The sequence below is a fragment of the Acinetobacter sp. GD03645 genome (genome assembly GCF_029845285.1).
Classification (GTDB): domain Bacteria; phylum Pseudomonadota; class Gammaproteobacteria; order Pseudomonadales; family Moraxellaceae; genus Acinetobacter; species Acinetobacter corruptisaponis.
Genome location: NZ_JAOCLL010000009.1, coordinates 107296 through 127021, shown reverse-complemented (window position 1 = coordinate 127021; position 19726 = coordinate 107296). Strand labels below are relative to the sequence as shown.

Below are 19726 nucleotides of genomic sequence, written 5' to 3'. Positions count from 1 at the left end.
TAAAACAAACATTCACTGCATAAAAACGTCATATCAATCACTGGGAAGATTATTTAATTTCTCTGCTATATCAATTTTGACTTCAATAATTCCTAAAAATTCTGAATGGCTTGAATTCTATAATCAGTAAAATTTTTATGTGGGGGTAAGTTGAGGGGTAAATCTACAGACAAAAAATAAGCCCCTGTAAAAACAAGGGCTTATTTCAAAATTTGGCGGAAGCGGTGAGATTCGAACTCACGGAGGACTCACACCCTCGTCGGTTTTCAAGACCGGTGCATTAAACCGCTCTGCCACGCTTCCAATGGCGGCTATCATATAAATAAAAGCTCAACTTGGCAAATATTTTATTTAAAAGCCTACACCAAGTGCTCAAAATAAAAGCAAAACCCTGTTATTTTAAGCACTTTCAGGTTTTTCATATCGAATTGAGTTGATATACCAGACTTTTTTACCTAATGGGGTATGTACCTCAACCTCATCATCCACCTGTTTGCTCAACAGTGCCCGCGCCATAGGAGATTCAATTGAGATATGCTGAGGATGATGGTCGTAGATTTCATCCACCCCCACGATACGCAAGGTTTTCTGTTCACCATCATCATTCTCGATTTCAACCCAGGCACCAAAATAGACTTTTCCCTCCTGCTCAGGCACAAAGTCAACAATTTTCAACTCCTCTAAACGCTTACCCAAATAGCGAACACGACGATCTATTTTTCTAAGTAATTGTTTATTATATTGATATTATAACCCCATGACTAAACATACTATTTACAACCCAATCAAATTGACAATTGATCAAATATTGTTAGCCTAATAATTAAACACCCAATAATATGTACTAAAAATTATATGCCTTACGTTCGAAAGATTTATGTAAATTACACTGACTGTACTACAAAACGAGTATTAACTTTACCATCGATTCTTACTGAAAAAGGTGTGGTGATTTCTCACTTAAGGTATTTGGCTTGGTTCAACTCAAAAAGTGAGGCTTGGAAAGAACGCTCAAGTTTCGCTTTGCAGCTTTTGCTGAAATATATCAATGCCGTTCCGAATATTGAAAGTGCTACGATACTACTCAAATCATTTACAGAATCTCTAGCTACAGGGACAATCAATTATAAAACCCTTACTGATCCTCTCGATCTTTATTGGCGACCTAGAACTATCACTGACACTAATAACTTATTATTTCACATCACACACTATACTGACTTCTTAGCTCTACAAGATGAATATAACTCTCCAAGAGTTAACCCTTTTCGTAAAGCAACCAGCTATGAGGAACGCCTTAATTGGTGTGCCTATTACCACAAACAAGCAAATGTATTCCTAAACCATTTAACAAATAAAGACAAAGTAAATATTACCCAACAACAAGTACGTTTAGTTGGTTCATTACAAGAAAATCAATATGATACGGAATATGCAATCCGTTTCCCTGAAAACCAAATCGAAAAGCTTCTCTATTTAGGTTTTGAGAAAAATGGGCTATTCGACTATAAATCACAAGCTATTACAATGCTTATGAATTATGGAGGGTTAAGAAAAAGCGAGGTTTTTCACCTTTTCATTTCAGATATTACTTTACACCCGAATCATTCGAAAGAAGCTTTGGTTCGTGTTTATCATCCAATTATAGGAAGTTCACCTGATCCTAATTATAGAAATAGGCAAGAGTATCTTCTTTCCAAAACATTATATAAGCCAAGAAATACTTACTCATTTTCTGAACGATTATACTCCGGCTGGAAGACACCGTTATTAACTTCTAAAGATGGCTACTTTGAAGTACTTTTTAACCCACCCGAAAAAGCACGAGAATTTCTAGCAGTTTGGATAAACTACTTAAAATATCAACGTGTTGAGCCGCCAAAAAGCAATCCCCACCCTTTTGCATTTACTAATAGCTTAGGAGCACCAGAAACAATTAAAAACTTCCAAAGACTTCATAAAAATGCAGTAGAACGAATCGGCCTAGAATGTAAAAAAGAACTTGGTACAAGTGAGCATGGCCATAGGCATGCTTATGGCTTCAGGGCTAGAACAGCGGGTCTAGATCAAGTAGCAATTCAAAAAGCAATGCATCATAAAAGTCCTATCTCCTGTTTGGTCTATATCAAACCAACGCTAGAAGAAGTTAAAGAAAAATTAAGAGGCATAAAATGATAAAACACTTCAATCTAAGAAATATTAGTGAGCCAGGACTTGCAACCTCTTATTCACCTTTTCCAAATTTTGAAGACTTGAAAAAAACTTGTAAGCAATTAGGGATTACAAATTCTGTTATTTATAAGAAAAGCTATCGTCAGCATAATTTACCAGCACATCCTGAACGTATTTATGATGAATGGATAAGCTATAAGGACTTTTTTGATATTCCAGAAATTATTACTTATCTAGATTTAAAGAGAATTATTCATGCACAAAACCTAAAGAATGCAAAAGAATATAAAGACTTTGTTAACAAACAAAATGATTCATCAATACCACTTGATCCACAAGGTAGCTACGGAGATGAATGGGAGAATTGGTTTAAATTCTTAGGAAAAGAGGAGCCCTTTAAACCCGAATTTATTTCTTATGAATATCATGACTGGGCTACTAAAATAATTGAATTTATGAAAGTAGCTCGAGGTGGTGGTACAAAAGAAAGTCATTTATGTCGATTTGTACGTCTATACATAGAAAGATTTGATAAAAGTAAATCTCCACATATTTTTCTAGTTCAGGAAAAATTCGACGTTAAACCCTTTCGAAATATTCTTGAAAATTTCGAATCTGATCATATGAGAAGAAAACTTGTGATTGCGGTAAACGAGTTTCTTGATTATATCATTAATAATGACTTGACTATTGAAGATGAAGATACAGGAGAAATTGTACGCGTTGATAATGCGCGTAATCCCTTTACTCTATTATTAGCTCAACAGAATATTTCATCTTCCTCTTTACGCTCTGAAACAACCAAACCTTGCTTACAGTATCATTTTGTTAAAAAAGTGCAAAATTGGATTATTCCCGTAACAGCAAAGAATTTCAGAGATCTTACTCACTTACAAAAATTTGATGTTGACTGGGTTAAGATTAATTCCAATTTGATTGACCCTAATGATAAGGATTGCATCTACAAAAAAATAGATGATCAATACTATTTGTGGTGTCCAATTGATTGGATACATACATATGCTTTAACAAAGGTGCCATTGAGGGGTAGACAAATTGCTTATAACGACTCTGGTGAAGCCGATAAGTACATTGCTGATATTGATGAACATAATCAAATTATCTGGATAGAAAATCCGTCGTTATTTGCAGGCTTGACCAAAGAGCAATCCTTTATTAAACGTATGCCAGATGGGCAATTGGGTATGTTCACTACTACCAATAAAACCAATAATAATGGATTAGGTTATACCGTTCCCTGGATTCCAGAAGATCTTGCATATTGGTTAATAAAATTAAGAAAATGGCAGCAAAAGTATAATGCTATTAAGGCTCCTAGCACTTGGTTAGATTGCCAAAGAACTAACTTAAATGAGTTACAAAGAAAATCTAAAGGTATAAATTGTTTTTTATTTAGAAGATTTGGGGATTTTGAACCGGCAGCGGTGTCTAATGCATTAACACCTCGATTAGCAACCGCTCTTTACTATATACAACCTACTAATCTTAACTTATCAAATCTTGAAGGTAATCCAGCAACAATAGGTGCATATAAATCAAAATATACCCCACATAGTATGCGTGTAAGCCTCATAACAGCATATGTCATAGAGATGGGCATGCCTATCGAGATAGTTATGAAAATTGTTGGGCATAGTTCAGTAATTATGTCCATTTATTACTGCAAAGTTTCTCAACAGGACATAAGGACGAAGCTAGAAGAAAGTGAAAAAATTATATTAAAGAATGAAGCTGAAGCAATTCAACATACAATTGAACAGAACAAAATTGAAGATATCAAAAATCAACTAGTTGGTAGTAACGCTGAACTATTACAAGCATTAAATAATGATATACCTGCTGGGAATTATATTTTTAGAGACTATGGTATTTGCCCTTTTGCAGCATCAAGATGCCAAGATGGTGGAGAATTAATTCAAAGTAGCTCATTCTATACCCCTACTCCTCAAGGTTATTTGGGTATTCAAAATTGTATTAGATGCAGACATTTTATTACTGGACCAGCATTTTTAGGTGGACTTCTAGCGATTGCAAATGAAATTTTACTACAAGCAAATACTCAATCAGATGCATGTAGCCAATTACAAAAGAAAATTACTCTACTAAATCATGAAATTAATAAATTAGAGCAAGAAGAATATATAGCAAATCTAAAACAACAAGAGTTCTTAGGTAAAACACAACGTCCTAAACTCGAAACTGAATTACGTAATTTTGAATCAGAATATGAGTTAACAGCGAAGAAATTAGATATGTTGCTATGTGATATCCAAGCAACATATGGGCATATAACTCGTTGTCATAACTTAATAAATAGTACCCCCTCAGATACAAGTACAAATGTGCTAACTCTCATTACGATGCGAGATGCAGAACTCATTATTGAAATGGAGGAGGTCAATCATTATCAACAACTTCAGGAAGTCTGTGAGAATGCAGTAATCTATAAATCATGTAATGCTGATCAGGCAATTTATCCTAGAACGCAATTGATTGATAGAATGGCTATGTTTAATGAAATTATGCCTAGCCTTTTCACTCTCACTAAAGAACAGCAACTCATGGCAGGAAATCAAATTTTCAAATTATTAATGAACAGATTAAAAACTTGGGATAAAGTCCAACAGGTAATAGACTGCCGTATCAAATTCACAGAATTAGCAGACACTGAACAAATTTCGAAGTCAGATATTGAACTTATCATGACGAATTCAAAGAATCTTATTGAGGGCTAAAAATATGAGTCCTGAAAAACTACTTGAACATTTAAAAAGCGATGCTTCAAGCAAAATACAGCAATCATTGACAGCTATTTATGATATTTGCATGGAACAACAAGAACGAGGAATATATGACTTTTCTATTTCTACAATTGCAAAATTAGGATGCAAACGTGGAGTTCCCCAAGCACAAAGTATTCGCAATAAAACAGGTGAAAAATACCGAGCTTTGATCCAAGCATTTGCTGATTCTACATCCAGCAAGAAGAAGCTTAAAAAATTTTCTAAACAAGAAACTGATTGGATTTCCGAAATTGACAATCCTAAGCATCAATTATTGATTAGGATCATGGCCTCAGAGCTAAAAGAAGCACAACAGATGCTCCGAGAAATTATTCCCCCAAAACAAAGAATTGATATTTATGACCATAAGCATATGATATCAGACCAATCATTTAAATTAACAGATCAAGAAGTACGAGCTTTGCAATATTTACTATCATCTGACTTCCAAAAAAGTGGAACTTGAAAACTACTGAATACGGAGCTTTAGTAGATGAAAAGAACCTGCCTGTATTTAAGGTAGCAACTCTAGATGCATTGCGTAAGGCTTTGGAATATTTATCATGAACCGCAAATTATTAACTGCTGAAGGATATCAACGTTTACAAGATGAACTTAATGACTTGGTTCGTAAGGAACGCCCTGAGATTACAAAAATTGTATCCTGGGCAGCAAGTTTAGGCGATCGGTCGGAGAATGCAGATTCGGAAAAATAACCCTATATTTCATACTAAAATATTAATTGTTAATAAAAAACAAAAACTTATAAATAGTATGTATACTATTTAGTTGTACTATTATACTTCAGTTACAATTCAATAATGGATCTAGAGTTTAACTAGTTGAAAAATAGAATACTTTAAGAAATTATTGATAAAATTTTCCACAATGACTAAACAAAATATCTTAATACACGTTATAGATGATGAATCAAAAACTTATGATTTACTTATTAAGGATTATTGGGCATTAAGTTGGGAAACACATGATTTTGAATATTCATTAAAAAATCTTGTAAAAAAACATGGATTCAATAATATTTCTAACTTAGAAGCTATCATTGCTAAATTTAGTTTTGTTACATCTACTATTGAAAATTCAAATTGTCTTAGTTGTAATCAAAAAATTAAGGCTAGATCACGTATGGAGTTAAAAAAGCTTTTTCAAGATGAATTAAGTTGCCAAAATTGTTTAAGTAAAGATATAAATAACCAAGCTGAAGTAATTATAGAAAAAATTGAATCAGTTATAAAAGATGACTATTCATTTTTATTTATGAAAAATTCATTTAATTTAACTTATTTAGAAAAAATTTATTTGTATCTAATTGCTCTTAAATGCCAAGTAAATCAGTATGGTAAATTGGATAAAGAAATTTGGAAAGATATGTTTATTACTGAAAGAGCTAATCAGAACTTCTTAATTAAGTCATTGTATAAAAAAAGAGTCATTTTTAATAGTAAAAAAACAGATGAAATTATTGGGGTATTTAATGATACAAATAAATTTTTTTATAAAAACTCACATTTAATACGTGCTGAACTAGTCAGTAGATATAAAAAATACAAGTATATTTTTTTTGATGGGAACACCTTTTTAAATTTAGATCTAATTAGTGGAAGTTTTAACCAAATGTTGGAAGAATTAAGTATAGAATTAGACTATTATGAACTGGATTATTTAGATGTTAAAGAAATTAGAGAGTTTGTTATCGAGCAAAAGAAAATTGATGCATATGAGTTAATTTTAAATATACAAAAATATAAACCCATCCCAATTGAAAAATCTATTGAATTGGATCACGTAATTATTGAGTTAGTTGAAAAGTATAATCTCTTAGTTGTAAATAGTATGTTAAGTTATCATGCGGATAAAGTTGCTTCAAATTTGTATAGCTTAGAGCATGGAGAAAGAAAAGATAGATATTATTCTGTGAATAAGATGTTTATCGCGAGGATCACATCTTACTTAGAACATTGTAAGTTAAATAATAAAGTTCCATCTCATACACGAAATATTGGATTTAATTGGAGTTATACTTGCTTAGAGTACTTTGTTTGTAAAAGTATAATAAATGATGGACTCTCTTGGACTACTTTTAGTGGTGATGAGTTAATACATAAGTGGTTAAATAGTGATAAAGTAACGATAAAACCTGATTTTTAATTTTTAGCAGTAAAAAATCTAATCAACATTTAAAGGCTAGTTTTTGATAAAATAAAGTCAATTTTTATCTTACATTCAGTGATGTCATGCCTTTACTTGATTGGGTCAATCGAAACCAAGCTGAAGAAACAGCAACCCAAGTTCCATATCACCTTTTAAAATTCGAAAAATCATATGGTGATGTCGAACAAGCAAAAGAAAACCTGATTATTCAAGGTGATAATTTACAGGCATTGAAAGCCTTGTTACCACTTTATGGTGGTCGGGTGAAATGTATTTTTATTGATCCACCATACAATACACAAACCGCTTTTGAGCATTATGACGATAAGTTAGAGCATGCCCAATGGCTTTCGATGATGTATCCACGCTTACAACTATTAAAAGAGCTTTTGACTGAAGATGGTTCGATTTGGATTACACTTGATGATAATGAAGCTCATTATTTAAAAGTTTTATGTGATGAGATTTTTGGTCGTAAAAATTTTGTAGCAAATATAGTTTGGCAGAAAAGATATTCTAGAGAAAATCGCGAAGCAATCGGTGACGCACATGATCATTTGCTTGTCTATGCAAAAAATATAATGAGCTTTAAGCAAGTTCGAAATCTCGTTCCAATGAATGAAACACAAGCAAAAGTATATAAAAATCCAAATAATGATCCAAAAGGTAGATGGCGTGGTATTCCAATGACGGCTCAAGCTGGTCATGCTACACCTGAACAATTTTATGAAGTTGTAAGTCCATCTGGAAAGACATTTACACCTCCTGAAGGGCGTTGTTGGGGGGTTTCAAGAGCTACATTCGATAGATTATTAGAAGAGGGACGAATATATTTTGGTAAAAATAGTGATTCTCAGCCAAATATTATTCGTTATTTATCTGAGGTTAAGGGTGTAGTTCCATGGACTTGGTGGAATCATGATGACCATGGTCATACTGATGAAGCAAAAAAAGAGAGCCAATTTTTATTTGGAAAGGATGAAACTTTTTCTAGCCCTAAACCAGAACGATTGATGGAAAAAGTTATTCATATTGCATCAAATCAAGGTGATATTGTTCTTGACTCTTTCCTTGGTTCGGCAACAACTGTAGCTGTAGCCCACAAGATGGGAAGACATTATATCGGTATCGAAATGGGTGAGCATGCAAAAACCCATGTGATCCCACGTCTTGAAAAAGTCATTGACGGTGAACAAGGTGGTATTTCCAAAGCTGTTAATTGGCAAGGTGGTGGTGGTTTTAGCTTCTATACTTTAGGTAGCCCTGTTTTCGATGATAACGGTTTCTTAAATGCCGATGTGAAGTTTAAAGACCTTGCTAGTTATGTATGGTGGTTAGAAACAAAATTTGCATTAAACCAAACTGAAAATTTTGATAATCCATTCTTAGGTATTCATGAAGGTACAGCCTACTATTTGCTGTATAACGGTATTTTAGGTGATCGACGACCAAATGGTGGAAATGTCCTTACGTCATCTGTATTGAATCATTTGAATGAATGTCATGCCCATGATGGTAAACGAATCGTGATTGGCGAAGCCTCCCGTTTAAGTCCTGCTCGATTGGAAGCATTGAATATCGAGTTTAAACAAATTCCATATTCACTCTATGGCAATAAGGCTAAGTAAGGATTATTCATGTCACTTCAATTAAAAAATTATCAACATCAGTCTTTACAAGCTTTAGAGCAATTTTTTACCTTAGCTGCATCATTTGGGGCAGAAAGAGCTTTTAAGCGGTGTGTTGGTGAGCATATTGCTTATAGCGACCGATTAGATGGTATTCCAAGTGTTTGTTTGCGTGTGCCAACTGGTGGCGGTAAAACCTTGCTTGCAGCGCATAGTATCCCTATTGCAGCACAGAACTATGTGAATACAGATAGCCCAATTGTGTTATGGCTTGTGCCAACAGACATGATCCGTCAGCAAACTTTGGCTGCACTCTCGAATGTGCAACATCCGTATCGCCAAGCCTTGCAAAGTCATTATGGCGACCGATTAAAAGTTTGTGATATTGAAAGCCTGCAAACACTAAACAAACATGATGTGGGTCAATCGTGCATTGTGATTGTGACTACGATTCAAATTTTTAACATTGATAAAGAAAAAACTTTCCAGCGCAATGCCTATGCGTTTGATGAATCATTAAGTGAACATTTTACCAAACTGAACCCTGCAAAAATTGAAAATATGGATAGGGTCACAGCAGACACATTGCAATACCAAAAGTTTTTGACTGAAAAAGACATTGGTCGTGTAAAACATTCACTGGTCAATTTTTTTCATTTGCATCGACCGATTATTATTGTGGATGAGGCACATAAAAACAGAGGCGGCAAAACCTTTTTTCCAACGCTACAACGCTTGAATCCAAGTTGTTTAGTAGAGCTGACAGCAACCCCAAAAGACAATAATGTACTGTATTCCGTTTCCGCAGCGGAATTAAAAGCAGCTGAAATGATTAAATTGCCTGTGGTACTGACAGAGCACCCGCATAGTTGGCAAGATTGTGTTCGAGATGCACTGATCCAGCGTGAAAAATTGGAGTTGCTTGCACAGAAAGAACATGAGTACATTCGACCGATTTTGCTCATACAGGCACAAGATAAAAATGGTGAAGCCAATGTTGAAGTGGTAAAGCAACATTTGCTAAATGACTATGAAAATATCTCCGAAGATTGGATCGCAATTTCGACAGGTCAGACCAAAGAATTGGATGATCAGAATTTGTTTAGTCCTGATTGTAAAATCAAGATTGTGATAACCGTTGAAGCGTTAAAAGAGGGTTGGGATTGTTCATTTGCCTATGTTTTGGCGAGTCTACAAAACATTAATTCGGCAACAGATGTTGAACAATTGCTGGGTCGTGTATTGCGGATGCCTTATGCTAAATTACGCCAAAATGACGAACTCAACAAAGCCTATGCCCATGTGATTTCTAGTTCTATTGCACAAGCCACAGCCACCCTAAAAGACCGTATGGTTGCAAATATGGGCTTTAACAAATGGGAAGCTGACACCGCAATTGTAGCAAATCCACAGCAGCAATTTGATTTAGAACAAACGGGTGGGGAAATAACAAAGCCCAAAACACCTGAAGTGCTGATTTCTGTGCCATTTGCATTGAAACAAGACGATTTACCCAATGACGTGAAAGCAGCAGTTCAAGCGAGAGAAACCAGTCAAGGTACGGCTTTAATTATCAATAAAGGTACGTCAGACGAAGAATTTGATCGAATTGAACAAGCCATTATTGAGCAAGCTACGCCTAAACAAAAAACGCATGTGCAAGAAGTATTTAAAGATGCTCGTGCTGAACGACAAGCCTATCAAGCACCTGAAAACTGGGATGCGACATTTGCCTTAATTCCACAGCTCGGTTTATTTGTTGATGGTGTGTGGCAAGTTGCAGATAAAGAAACGATTGAAGATTCTGTTGAATGGGACTTGCTGGATTATCCTGTTCAATTGGACGGTTTTAATATCAAAGAAACTGTAAATAGCTTTGAGATTGACCTTAATCTTCAAGATCAACAATTAAGTTACGAACATCTAAACAGTCAGCAAATCCAATTTGCAGATATGCCAACACCAATTACTGAAAATGATTTGCTCAATTGGCTTGATCGTAAAACAAGACGACAGGGTGTTACGCAAATTCAATTGCGAGCTTATTTGACTAAGCTGATCAGCTATTTATTGAATGTGCGTAATTTTACTTTGACTCAATTGCATCGTGCACAGTTCCAGTTGGCTTTAGCTGTGTCCAATGAATTAGATCGTTTATTTGAGCTTGCACGTAAAAAAGCATTCCAAGGTGATTTATTCAGTCAGTTACAAGTCAGCCATGACTCTAAACTTGAAAATAATTTTGAGTTTAAACGAGGTGTTTATCCAGTCCGAATGCCTTATCGTGGAAGCTATAAATTTAAAAAGCATTTTTATGTTGCAATCGATGATTTAAGAGAAAAGACCGATTCAGGCAAGATTTCAGAAGAATTTCAATGCGCCCAGCTATTAGATCTACACCCTAAAGTTAAATATTGGGTGCGTAATATTCCTAAACAGCCACATACTTCATTTTGGTTACCAACAGAGAAAGATTATTTTTATCCTGACTTCGTTGCCGAATTAGTGGATGGTTCGATTTTTGTTTTGGAATACAAAGGTGGGCATTTAGATACGGCTGATGATGCTCGTGTGAAAAATGCTATTGGTAAGCAATGGGCTAAAGACAGCAATGGTAACCGTCTCTTCTTGATGGCGAAAAAGCAAGATGAATTTGGACGTAGTTTGGACGAGCAGATTAATACAGTTTTGCTTTGAAATTAAAAAATTATTTTTAATTGACTAAGAGAAAATAATTTATTCACTCTTAGTCAAGATAATCTAAATTATTTGTGCCATTCAGCTTTTATTTTAGATAAATCTATATCTTTCCATTTATTTTTCCATAGTTCCCAATACGGGATATCATTTGATGATGGAGCAATAGAGCATGGTTCGATCTGAACAATAGATGGAAGAATTATAGATTCACCAACTAAGAGAGCCTCACCTTGTTTAAATGAAGTCATTTTATCAATTAATGAACCTAAAGAGTCTGGTAATAGTTTTCTGACATAGGCTTGATCGACAGGATTAGTAAGTCTCATCGCTATGAAGTTATTGCATTGTGCAAAAATAGTTTCAGAAATTTCAGAAGGTCGCTGACTCGCTAACAGCAGAGTGACACCATATTTTCGTCCTTCTTTGGCGATTCTTTCAATTGACATTTTTGAAGATCTATATTTTGATAAATCACTATTAGGCACATATTTATGTGCCTCCTCATATACTAGTAGAATAGGTGCATCATTATTAATTTTTTCATCAGGATTATCTAAGCAACGTAATTTTTTGTATATATAACCATATTCAAAGACTAATCTTGATATTAGAGATACTGTTATACTCAATACTTCAAAAGGAACACCACTAAGGTCAATAACAGTGATATTTGATTCTTTATTTGGGGTGAAACCTAAAAGAGATTGTAAGGTTTCTTCAAATGTAATATTTTTAGATTTATCCCCAAGGAAAAAATCTAGTCTTTTATCATTAATTTTATTTTCGAGTCGATTAATAAAATTTGTTAATTTGCCATACAGACTACCTTGATTAAGTTTAGGTTGTCCTTTTTTCTCACCTGAAGCATAAGTATCGCCAGTATCAATTTGTTCAGTATTTTTAAATTTAGCAAAATTTAAAACCTCATTAATATCAAATGGTATTGGAGAATCAAGATGAATTCTTTGTTTATCTTGCTCTTCACCAGTAAACTTTTGTTTTCTATCTAATATTATAGATTCTTTGAAAATATTACGTTGATTATGATCATTAGCTTCTGTATCTAGGAAAAATTCTTCTAATTCTTCACTATTTAACATCCAATATGGAAGAGTTAAATTCGAAATATCAATGTAACTTGCATTAGGAAAAGCCATTTTATATTCAGAATGAATATCAAAGACGATAACGTGAGAATTATTTAAATGAAAATTCTCATTTTTCTCAGAGGTCGCCTTTTGGATAATTTTTGCTAGAGTATGAGATTTTCCTGAACCAGTTGAACCAACTATAGCAATATGTTTATTAAAAAACTTGTTCCCATTAATTGGTACAGCGACCTCTGTATTTGAAGAAAGATTTGAAAAAGTAAAGCTTTCTGCTGAATTAACTGTATCCTCATATATCTTTTTTATGTCTTCTATAGTTGCTGGAACTACTTCTTTTGGAGGAATAGCTAATGAATCACCTCCACGTTCAAATTTTCCATTTCTAAGCACCCCTAAAGGAAATGCTTCAATGATATAGTTTTGTACACCTTCGCCTACAGAAATTTGAAAATTTTCAATTACAGCTATTAAAACTGCATTTTCATTATCTGCAATTTTTAAATATGAACCAACTTTTAATGACTCTTCAGCAATTTTAAAATTCTCTAAATCTTCGACAACGATTTTTACTTTATCGGGGAATACAGCTATGACTTGAGCATTTATTTTTTCATCTGGATTCGAAACAATCATATGATTTCCTTAATATCTGTAATATGTTCAATTTGAATGTTGTGTATTCCAATTGAAGGGTTTGAGCATTCAAAGTAAGGAGACGTGATAAAAAATTGATAAACTTTCTTAGTTTTAGTAGGAATAGAATTAAGGGTCAGTTCCAAATTTGTCAACATATTTAATATTTTAATCTTAATTTGATTTTGGTAAGTTGCTGCTTGTACAATTGAAGTTGGATTAAATTCAGCTCCTTGGAAATCATGACCATCAATAAATTTATATCTTTCTCTGAATAACTCTGTTTTAATCTCGATTAATTCAGAATAATCTATTCCATGAATTAAGATGTACGGACAAAAAGAAATTGTTCCATATTTTGAAATTTTTGACCACTTTTTAGAAATGATAAAAATTAATTCTTTGAGTTCATTTCGAAAATAAGTACTTTGATCTATTTCTATTAAAAAGAATCTTTCAAATGGTTCAATATTCAAGAATGTAAAGTATTCTTGTTTAAGGTTTTTAAAATGTGATTTCTTTCCCTTTATTTTTATAAACCATTCATTAAAAAGAATATTGGAATTATTTACTTTTTCTAAGAATGTTTTTTTAGTAATCATCCTATCTTTCTTAATTGAATTAATTGATAAATCTTTAATAATTCGCAAGGAATTATTGTAATAAAATGATTCTGCTGAATATCTTGTTGAATTAAAGTGTGTGCACAGTGAATCTATTAATTGATTGTATTGTATTGTATATTCTGGGGAGTTAATATTAATATTTAAGCATGATAAAAAATCTTCAAGCTCAGTATCTGATAATCCAAGTTCAATATGATGTTCATGTTTAACTTTTTCTACAGTATAAGTTAAAAAATGTTTTTTTAGGAAATCTATGTCTAACTCATTAGGCAACTTCTCATGACCAGATTTATAATGTCCATTGATTTGATAATTTATTTTTTGTTTTTCTCCTTTAGTTACTTTTTTATAATGATTAAGCATGTGCTTTACAGCATCTTTAATCACTGAATGATTGTATTCTGTCTTAGCATAATATTTACACTGTATAGCTGAGACCTCAGTAGCTGTTTTTATATCTATATCCTCAAGACATTCTATAGCCACGCTATCCTCAGGTGATTCAAGACTCAATAATTTAAGAATGGATTGATCAAATTGATAAAAATAACCCTTTAGTGTGTCAACAGCACTTCTATCTGAATCAGACATAGCAAATTATTTAAATGTTATAAGTATGTTTTTTTATACTAGATTTATTTTGAAAAAACAAACTATTAAGTGACTTTTTTATAAACAATGTTTGTAATATACCAAATTTTCTTACCAGTAGGTGTTTGTACTTGGACTTCATCATCTACAGACTTACCTAAGCAAGCTTTAGCCATAGGTGATTGGAGGGAAATATAGTCTTTATTACCATAAATCTCCTCGTCACCCACTATGCGAAATTTAATGGTTTCACCGTCGTCATTCTCTAATTCAACCCAAGCACCAAAATACGCTTTTCCATCTTGTTCAGGGCTATATTCAACTTTATGTGCCACCTCAAAAAGCTTGGTTAAGTATCTAATTCTACGATCAATTTCACGTAACTTTCTTTTATTATAGATGTAATCAGCGTTTTCCGATCGATCGCCTAGACTGGCTGCCCAAGACACAATTTTAGTAATTTCAGGACGTTCTTTACGAACTAAATCATTTAACTCATCTTGTAAACGTTGATAACCTTCAACCGTTAATAATTTACGATTCAAGACAAATACTCCAAAGCCTTGCGTAAGGCATCCAATGTTGACACTTTAAAAACAGGCTTATTTGACTCATCTACAAGCTCACCATAATGTGTAGGCTTTAAATTCCATTTTTTTTGGAAATCTGTAGACAATAAATATTGTAATGCCCGTACTTCTTGATCAGAAAGCTTAAAAGATTCATCGGGTATCATATTCTTATGATCATAAATATCAATCCTTTGTTTAGGTGGAATGATTTCACGGATCATTTGTTGAGCTTCCTTTAACTCAGATGCCATAATACGGACAAGCAACTGATGTTTGGGGTTTTGAATTTCTTCAATCCACGCATTGTCTGTTGGAGATGGTTTTGTTAATTTAGTCGTCTGGGATGAATCTGCAAAACATTGAATCAGTGCTCTATATTTTTCACCTGTCTTATTTCTGATGCTTTGCGCTTTAGGAACACCTCTGTTAAATCCTAAATTAGCAATCGTACTTACAGAAAAATCCTGAATTCCACGTTCCTGTTGCTCCATACATACTTCATAGATTGCATCGAGTGACTGTTGGATTTTAAGTGATGATCCATGTTTTAACTTATGTAATAACTCTTCAGGATTCACGACTTACCTCAATTAAATTTGGTGAATTATGTAGAATGAGTTCAATCTCTGATTTTGAAATTTGTTCAGTTTCAGAAAGTTCTATTAGTTTAAGCTTTCCATCTATAACACTTTGCACTTTATCCCAAGATTTGAGACGACTCATCAATAACTTGAAAATTTGATTGCCTGCTGAAAGTTGCTGTTCTTTAGATAACATGAATAAAGCGGGCATAATTTCATTAAACATTGCCATTTTATCAATGAGCTGAGTTCTTGGATAAATAGCTTGATCTGCATTACAAGATTTATAAATGGCTGCATTTTCACAGACTTCTTGTAATTGTTGATAATGGCTCACTTCTTCCATTTCTAATATCAATTCAGCATTAGGGGCTGTAATTAAGGAAAGTTTTTCATCGCTCTCTATAAGGGGATTGTTGTTGATGAGCTTGTGGCATTTCGTAATATGACTATAAGCCGATTGGATATCGCATAAAAGCATATCCAATTTTTTAGCGGCTGTTTCATATTCAGATTCGAAATTTCGAAGTTCAGTCTCAAGCTTGGATCTGTTTGCTGTGCCTTCAAATTTTTCTTTCTTCAAATTGGCTATATATTCTTCTTTTTCAATATTATCAATATCTTGATTAATCTGATTGATTTTAATTTGTAGTTTCGAACATATTTCAGATTGATCATTGGATTGGAGTAAGATCTCATTTGTAATTGCCAATAAACCACCAATAAAGGCAGGCCCAGTTATAAAATGTCTACAACGGATACAATTCTGAGTTCCTAAATAACCTTGGGGTGTAGGGGTATAGAATGAACTACTTTTTATTAACTCACCACCATCCTCACATCTTGAAGCTGCAAAAGGGCAAATACCGTAATCTCTAAAAATAAAATTTCCTGCAGGAACCTCATTAGATAAAGCTTGCAGTAACTCCAAATTATTACCAATTAATTGGTTTTTAACACTTTCAATTTTATTTTGCTCAATTGTCCTTTGAATTGATTCAACTTCAGATTTTAAGGCTATTTTTTCACCTTCTTCTAATCGAGTTCTAATATCATGATTGGAAACTTTGCAATAATAAATCGACATGATCACGGAGCTATGGCCAACGATCTTCATCACGATTTCAATAGGCATACCCATTTCAAGAACATAGGCTGTAATGAGGCTAACACGCATGCTATGAGGTGTATATTTAGACTTATATGCACCTAAAATTGCTCTATTTCCTTCAAGTGTAGCTAAGCAAAGATTTGAGGGCTGTATATTATAAAGAGCAGCCGCTAATCTTGGGGTTAAAGCATTTCCGACATTTGCTGGTTCAAAATCATTAAAGCGCCTAAAAAGAAAACAATTCAATCCTTTGGCTTTTCTTTGTACCTCATTTAAATTTGTTCTTTGGCAATTAATCCAAGCACTGGGGTATGAGATAGAATTATATTTTTGTTGCCATTTCCTTAGCCTAATAAGCCAATATGCTAAGTCTTCGGGTATCCACGGAATTGTGTAGCCTTGCCCATTGTTATTTGTTTTATTTGTAGTGGTAAACATACCTGTTTGACCATCAGGCATTCTTTTGATGAACGATTGTTCTTTGGTTAATCGTGAAAGTGGGGAATTATTTTTTAGCCAAATGATTTTGTTTTGTTGATCTAAATCTGCAATATACTCATCGGCTTCACCAGAATCATTATAGGCGATTTGTCGTCCTCTTAAGGGAACTTTAGTGAGTGTATAAGTATGAATCCAGTCAGTTGGGCACCATAAATATGCTTGATTATCAATTACACGGTATACACAATCTAAATCATGTAAATCTAATTGATCAAAGCTTACTTTTACCCAATCTGCATCGAATTTATGAAGGTGCTCTAAATCTTGAAAGTTTTTTGCATTGGTTGGAATAATCCATTCTTGAGCTTTTTTAACAAAATGGTATTGTAAGCATGGCTTTGTTGTTTCAGAGCGGATTGAGCTAGATGATATATTTTGTTGATTGAGTAAAAGGCTGAACGGATTTCTAGCATTATCGACTCGTACTATTTCGCCTGTTTCTTCATCTTCAATCGTTAAATCATTGTCAATAATGTAATCTAAGAATTCATTGACATAAACAACGAGTTTCCTCCTCATAGGTTCAGATTCTATATTTTCAAGAATATCTCGAAAGGGTTTTACATCGAATTTTTCCTGTATAAGAAAAGCATGTGGTGTTTTGCTTTTATCAAATTGTTCAATATAAAGACGAACGAAACGACAAAGCTGAGTTTCTTTAGTACCTCCACCACGAGCTTTAGTCATAAATTCTTTAATTTTTATTGCCCAAGTGACATAGTCAGAAGAAATAAAATCTGGCTTAAATGGTTCTGTTTTACCTAAAAATTTATACCAGTTTTCCCATTCATTTGGATATGCAGTTTGTGGATCAAGTGGAAGACTTAGATCATTTAATTTTAAAATAAAAGCTTTGTACTCTTTCGCATTTTTAAGATTTTTGTTTTCAATCAAATTTTTTAGTTCGACATATGAAATAAAATCAGCTATTTCAAAAAAATCTTTATAGCTAATCCATTCGTCATAAATTCTTTCGGGATGAGCAGGTAGCCCATATTCTCTATATTTCTGTTTATAGAGTACTGAGTTTGTAATACCTTCATTTTTACAAAATTGTTTTAAAGAATCTAAGCTAGGAAAAGTCGAAAACTCTTTATTAAATCGTTTACTTTCAATTCGTCTGATTGCTTGAGGTTTAATCATTTAATCGCTCTCAACTTTTCTTGGACTTCTTCAATTGTTGGTTTGATATAAACAAGACATGATGTTGGGCTTTTATGATGCATAGCTTTTTGAATTTCGACTTGATTTAAACCAGCCTGACGCGCACGAAATCCATATGCATGACGATGACCATGCTCAGTCGTACCAAGAGATTTTTTGCAAATTAGCCCGATACGCTCTACTGCACGTTTATGCAGGCGTTGAAAGTTTTTTATAGTTTCAGGCTGACCTAAATTATTTGTAAATGCAAAAGGATGTGGATTACTTTTCAGCGGCTCTACACGCTGATATTTGAGATAGTTTGCCCAAATTAATAAGAAATCTTTAGCTTTTTCAGGAGGGTTAAATACAACCTCAAAGTAACCTTGTTTAGATGTAAGTAATGGGGACTTCCATCCTGCATATAAACGTTCGGTAAATGGATAGTTATTTCTAGGCTTCAATGATGTTTTGGATAAAAGAAATTCACGTCTATTTTTGAAATGAGGGTCTGGAGCTAGACCTAATTCAGGATGATAAACACGAACAAGAGCTTCTTGAGGACGGTTTGGGTTTAATGTGATATCTGAAGTGTAAATATGAAAAATTTCACTTTTCCTAAGCCCACCGTAATTCATCAACATCGTAATCGCTTGCGATTTATAGTCATATTTACCATTTTTTTCGAACCCTAAGTAAATCAATCTTTCAATTTGATCTTCAGGGAAACGAACTGCATATTCAAAATCAATCAGGTCTTCATTGAACGATCCAACCAAACGAACTTGCTGCTGTGATAAATCTCTTTTAGTTAAATGATTTAGAAAGACATTTGCTTGTTTATGATAATAAGCGCACCAATTTAGACGCTCTTCATAACTTGTGGCTTTGCGAAATGGATTTATACGAATTGTTGAATGTTCATCCTGTGAAGTCAGAAAATCAGTGTAATGGGTAATATGAAATAATAGATTATTGGTATCTCTGACTGTGCGTGGTCGCCAATAAAGATTAAGAGAATCTGTACGGGTTGTTGGGTCAATTGTGCCTGTGATTAATGCCTCGGTGAAAGCTTTCAGTAATTTAGTAGCATTCTCAATTTGTGGAACTGAATTTATATACTTCAATAAAAGTTTAAGTGCATAACAAGATCTTTCTTTCCATGATTCACTTTTTGAATTAAACCAAGCCAAATAGCGCAAATGAGAAATGATGATTCCTTTCTCAGTCAAGAGGCAAGGCAAGACTAAGGTGGTTTGAGTAGAACAATCTTTGTAATTTACATAAATTTTCTTAACGTAAGCCATATACTATTTAGTATGAAGTATGAGGTTTTCTCAATTTAAACTTATCATTATTTGATCTATTGTCAATACAGAATACTAG

At 33.4% G+C, this 19726-nt stretch carries 11 protein-coding genes, 1 tRNA gene and 3 pseudogenes; 7 read left to right on the top strand and 8 right to left on the bottom strand.

All coding sequences use genetic code 11. From position 1 onward, the window contains the following. Window positions 1-213: 213 nt before the first annotated feature. Both N5J47_RS09275 and N5J47_RS09270 read right to left on the bottom strand, forming a co-directional pair. Window positions 214-303, bottom strand: a tRNA-Ser gene (locus N5J47_RS09275). Window positions 304-399: 96 nt separating this feature from the next. Next, window positions 400-747, bottom strand: a pseudogene (locus N5J47_RS09270) (GreA/GreB family elongation factor); the annotation flags it as partial. Window positions 748-855: 108 nt separating this feature from the next. On the opposite strand from N5J47_RS09270, the gene gmtY (N5J47_RS09265) reads away from it, so the two are divergent. From gmtY (N5J47_RS09265) to N5J47_RS09235, 7 genes and pseudogenes are all read left to right on the top strand, one after another. Continuing rightward, entirely contained in the window at window positions 856-2175 is a 1320-nt protein-coding gene (gene gmtY / locus N5J47_RS09265) for a gamma-mobile-trio recombinase GmtY (RefSeq protein ID WP_108563996.1), read from the top strand. Further along, complete coding sequence (locus tag N5J47_RS09260; protein WP_279959663.1) at window positions 2172-4928, top strand: VPA1269 family protein; 2757 nt, start codon at window positions 2172-2174, stop codon at window positions 4926-4928. Before gmtY (N5J47_RS09265) ends, N5J47_RS09260 begins: the two co-directional genes overlap by 4 nt. A gap of 4 nt (window positions 4929-4932) precedes the next feature. Beyond that, a pseudogene (gene gmtX, locus N5J47_RS09255) lies at window positions 4933-5543 on the top strand (gamma-mobile-trio protein GmtX). Then, window positions 5540-5680: pseudogene (locus tag N5J47_RS09250) on the top strand (transcription elongation factor GreAB); the annotation flags it as partial. The pseudogenes gmtX (N5J47_RS09255) and N5J47_RS09250, both read left to right, overlap by 4 nt. 184 nt (window positions 5681-5864) lie before the next feature. Beyond that, entirely contained in the window at window positions 5865-7142 is a 1278-nt protein-coding gene (locus tag N5J47_RS09245; RefSeq protein WP_279959661.1) for a hypothetical protein, read from the top strand. 86 nt (window positions 7143-7228) lie between these two features. After that, complete coding sequence (locus N5J47_RS09240) at window positions 7229-8773, top strand: site-specific DNA-methyltransferase (RefSeq protein WP_004660851.1); 1545 nt, start codon at window positions 7229-7231, stop codon at window positions 8771-8773. A 9-nt stretch (window positions 8774-8782) separates the two neighbouring features. Then, window positions 8783-11470, top strand: a complete 2688-nt coding sequence (locus N5J47_RS09235; RefSeq protein WP_004660852.1) for a DEAD/DEAH box helicase family protein — start codon at window positions 8783-8785, stop codon at window positions 11468-11470. A gap of 68 nt (window positions 11471-11538) precedes the next feature. Here the strand turns inward: N5J47_RS09235 and N5J47_RS09230 are convergent, their stop codons facing one another. The 6 genes from N5J47_RS09230 to gmtY (N5J47_RS09205) all read right to left on the bottom strand — a co-directional run bounded on the left by N5J47_RS09230 (window position 11539) and on the right by gmtY (N5J47_RS09205) (window position 19647). Next, the gene (locus N5J47_RS09230) at window positions 11539-13215 is read right to left on the bottom strand and encodes an ATP-binding protein (RefSeq protein WP_004660854.1); all 1677 of its coding nucleotides are present in this window, start codon (window positions 13213-13215) and stop codon (window positions 11539-11541) included. Next, window positions 13212-14432, bottom strand: coding sequence for a DUF4297 family anti-phage-associated protein (locus N5J47_RS09225; RefSeq protein ID WP_004660856.1), 1221 nt, complete (start codon window positions 14430-14432; stop codon window positions 13212-13214). The genes N5J47_RS09230 and N5J47_RS09225 overlap by 4 nt, the downstream gene beginning before the upstream one ends. Window positions 14433-14497: 65 nt before the next feature. Then, entirely contained in the window at window positions 14498-14977 is a 480-nt protein-coding gene (gene greB, locus N5J47_RS09220) for a transcription elongation factor GreB (RefSeq protein WP_004660857.1), read from the bottom strand. Continuing rightward, window positions 14974-15582 (bottom strand): gamma-mobile-trio protein GmtX, encoded by a 609-nt coding sequence (gene gmtX / locus N5J47_RS09215; protein ID WP_004660860.1) that lies wholly within the window; start codon window positions 15580-15582, stop codon window positions 14974-14976. Before gmtX (N5J47_RS09215) ends, greB begins: the two co-directional genes overlap by 4 nt. Continuing rightward, complete coding sequence (locus N5J47_RS09210) at window positions 15572-18340, bottom strand: VPA1269 family protein (protein ID WP_004660861.1); 2769 nt, start codon at window positions 18338-18340, stop codon at window positions 15572-15574. The genes gmtX (N5J47_RS09215) and N5J47_RS09210 overlap by 11 nt, the downstream gene beginning before the upstream one ends. Then, window positions 18337-19647, bottom strand: a complete 1311-nt coding sequence (gene gmtY / locus N5J47_RS09205) for a gamma-mobile-trio recombinase GmtY (protein WP_004660863.1) — start codon at window positions 19645-19647, stop codon at window positions 18337-18339. Before gmtY (N5J47_RS09205) ends, N5J47_RS09210 begins: the two co-directional genes overlap by 4 nt. Window positions 19648-19726 lie beyond the last annotated feature (79 nt).

What these genes read in the sequence shown, in the direction of transcription:
- N5J47_RS09230 (WP_004660854.1), bottom strand. Translation starts at nt 13,215, where the DNA reads ATGATTGTTTCGAATCCAGATGAAAAAATAAATGCTCAAGTCATAGCT.
- gmtY (WP_004660863.1), bottom strand. Translation starts at nt 19,647, where the DNA reads ATGGCTTACGTTAAGAAAATTTATGTAAATTACAAAGATTGTTCTACT.
- N5J47_RS09245 (WP_279959661.1), top strand. Translation starts at nt 5,865, where the DNA reads ATGACTAAACAAAATATCTTAATACACGTTATAGATGATGAATCAAAA.
- gmtY (WP_108563996.1), top strand. Translation starts at nt 856, where the DNA reads ATGCCTTACGTTCGAAAGATTTATGTAAATTACACTGACTGTACTACA.
- N5J47_RS09240 (WP_004660851.1), top strand. Translation starts at nt 7,229, where the DNA reads ATGCCTTTACTTGATTGGGTCAATCGAAACCAAGCTGAAGAAACAGCA.
- N5J47_RS09260 (WP_279959663.1), top strand. Translation starts at nt 2,172, where the DNA reads ATGATAAAACACTTCAATCTAAGAAATATTAGTGAGCCAGGACTTGCA.
- N5J47_RS09225 (WP_004660856.1), bottom strand. Translation starts at nt 14,432, where the DNA reads ATGTCTGATTCAGATAGAAGTGCTGTTGACACACTAAAGGGTTATTTT.
- N5J47_RS09210 (WP_004660861.1), bottom strand. Translation starts at nt 18,340, where the DNA reads ATGATTAAACCTCAAGCAATCAGACGAATTGAAAGTAAACGATTTAAT.
- N5J47_RS09235 (WP_004660852.1), top strand. Translation starts at nt 8,783, where the DNA reads ATGTCACTTCAATTAAAAAATTATCAACATCAGTCTTTACAAGCTTTA.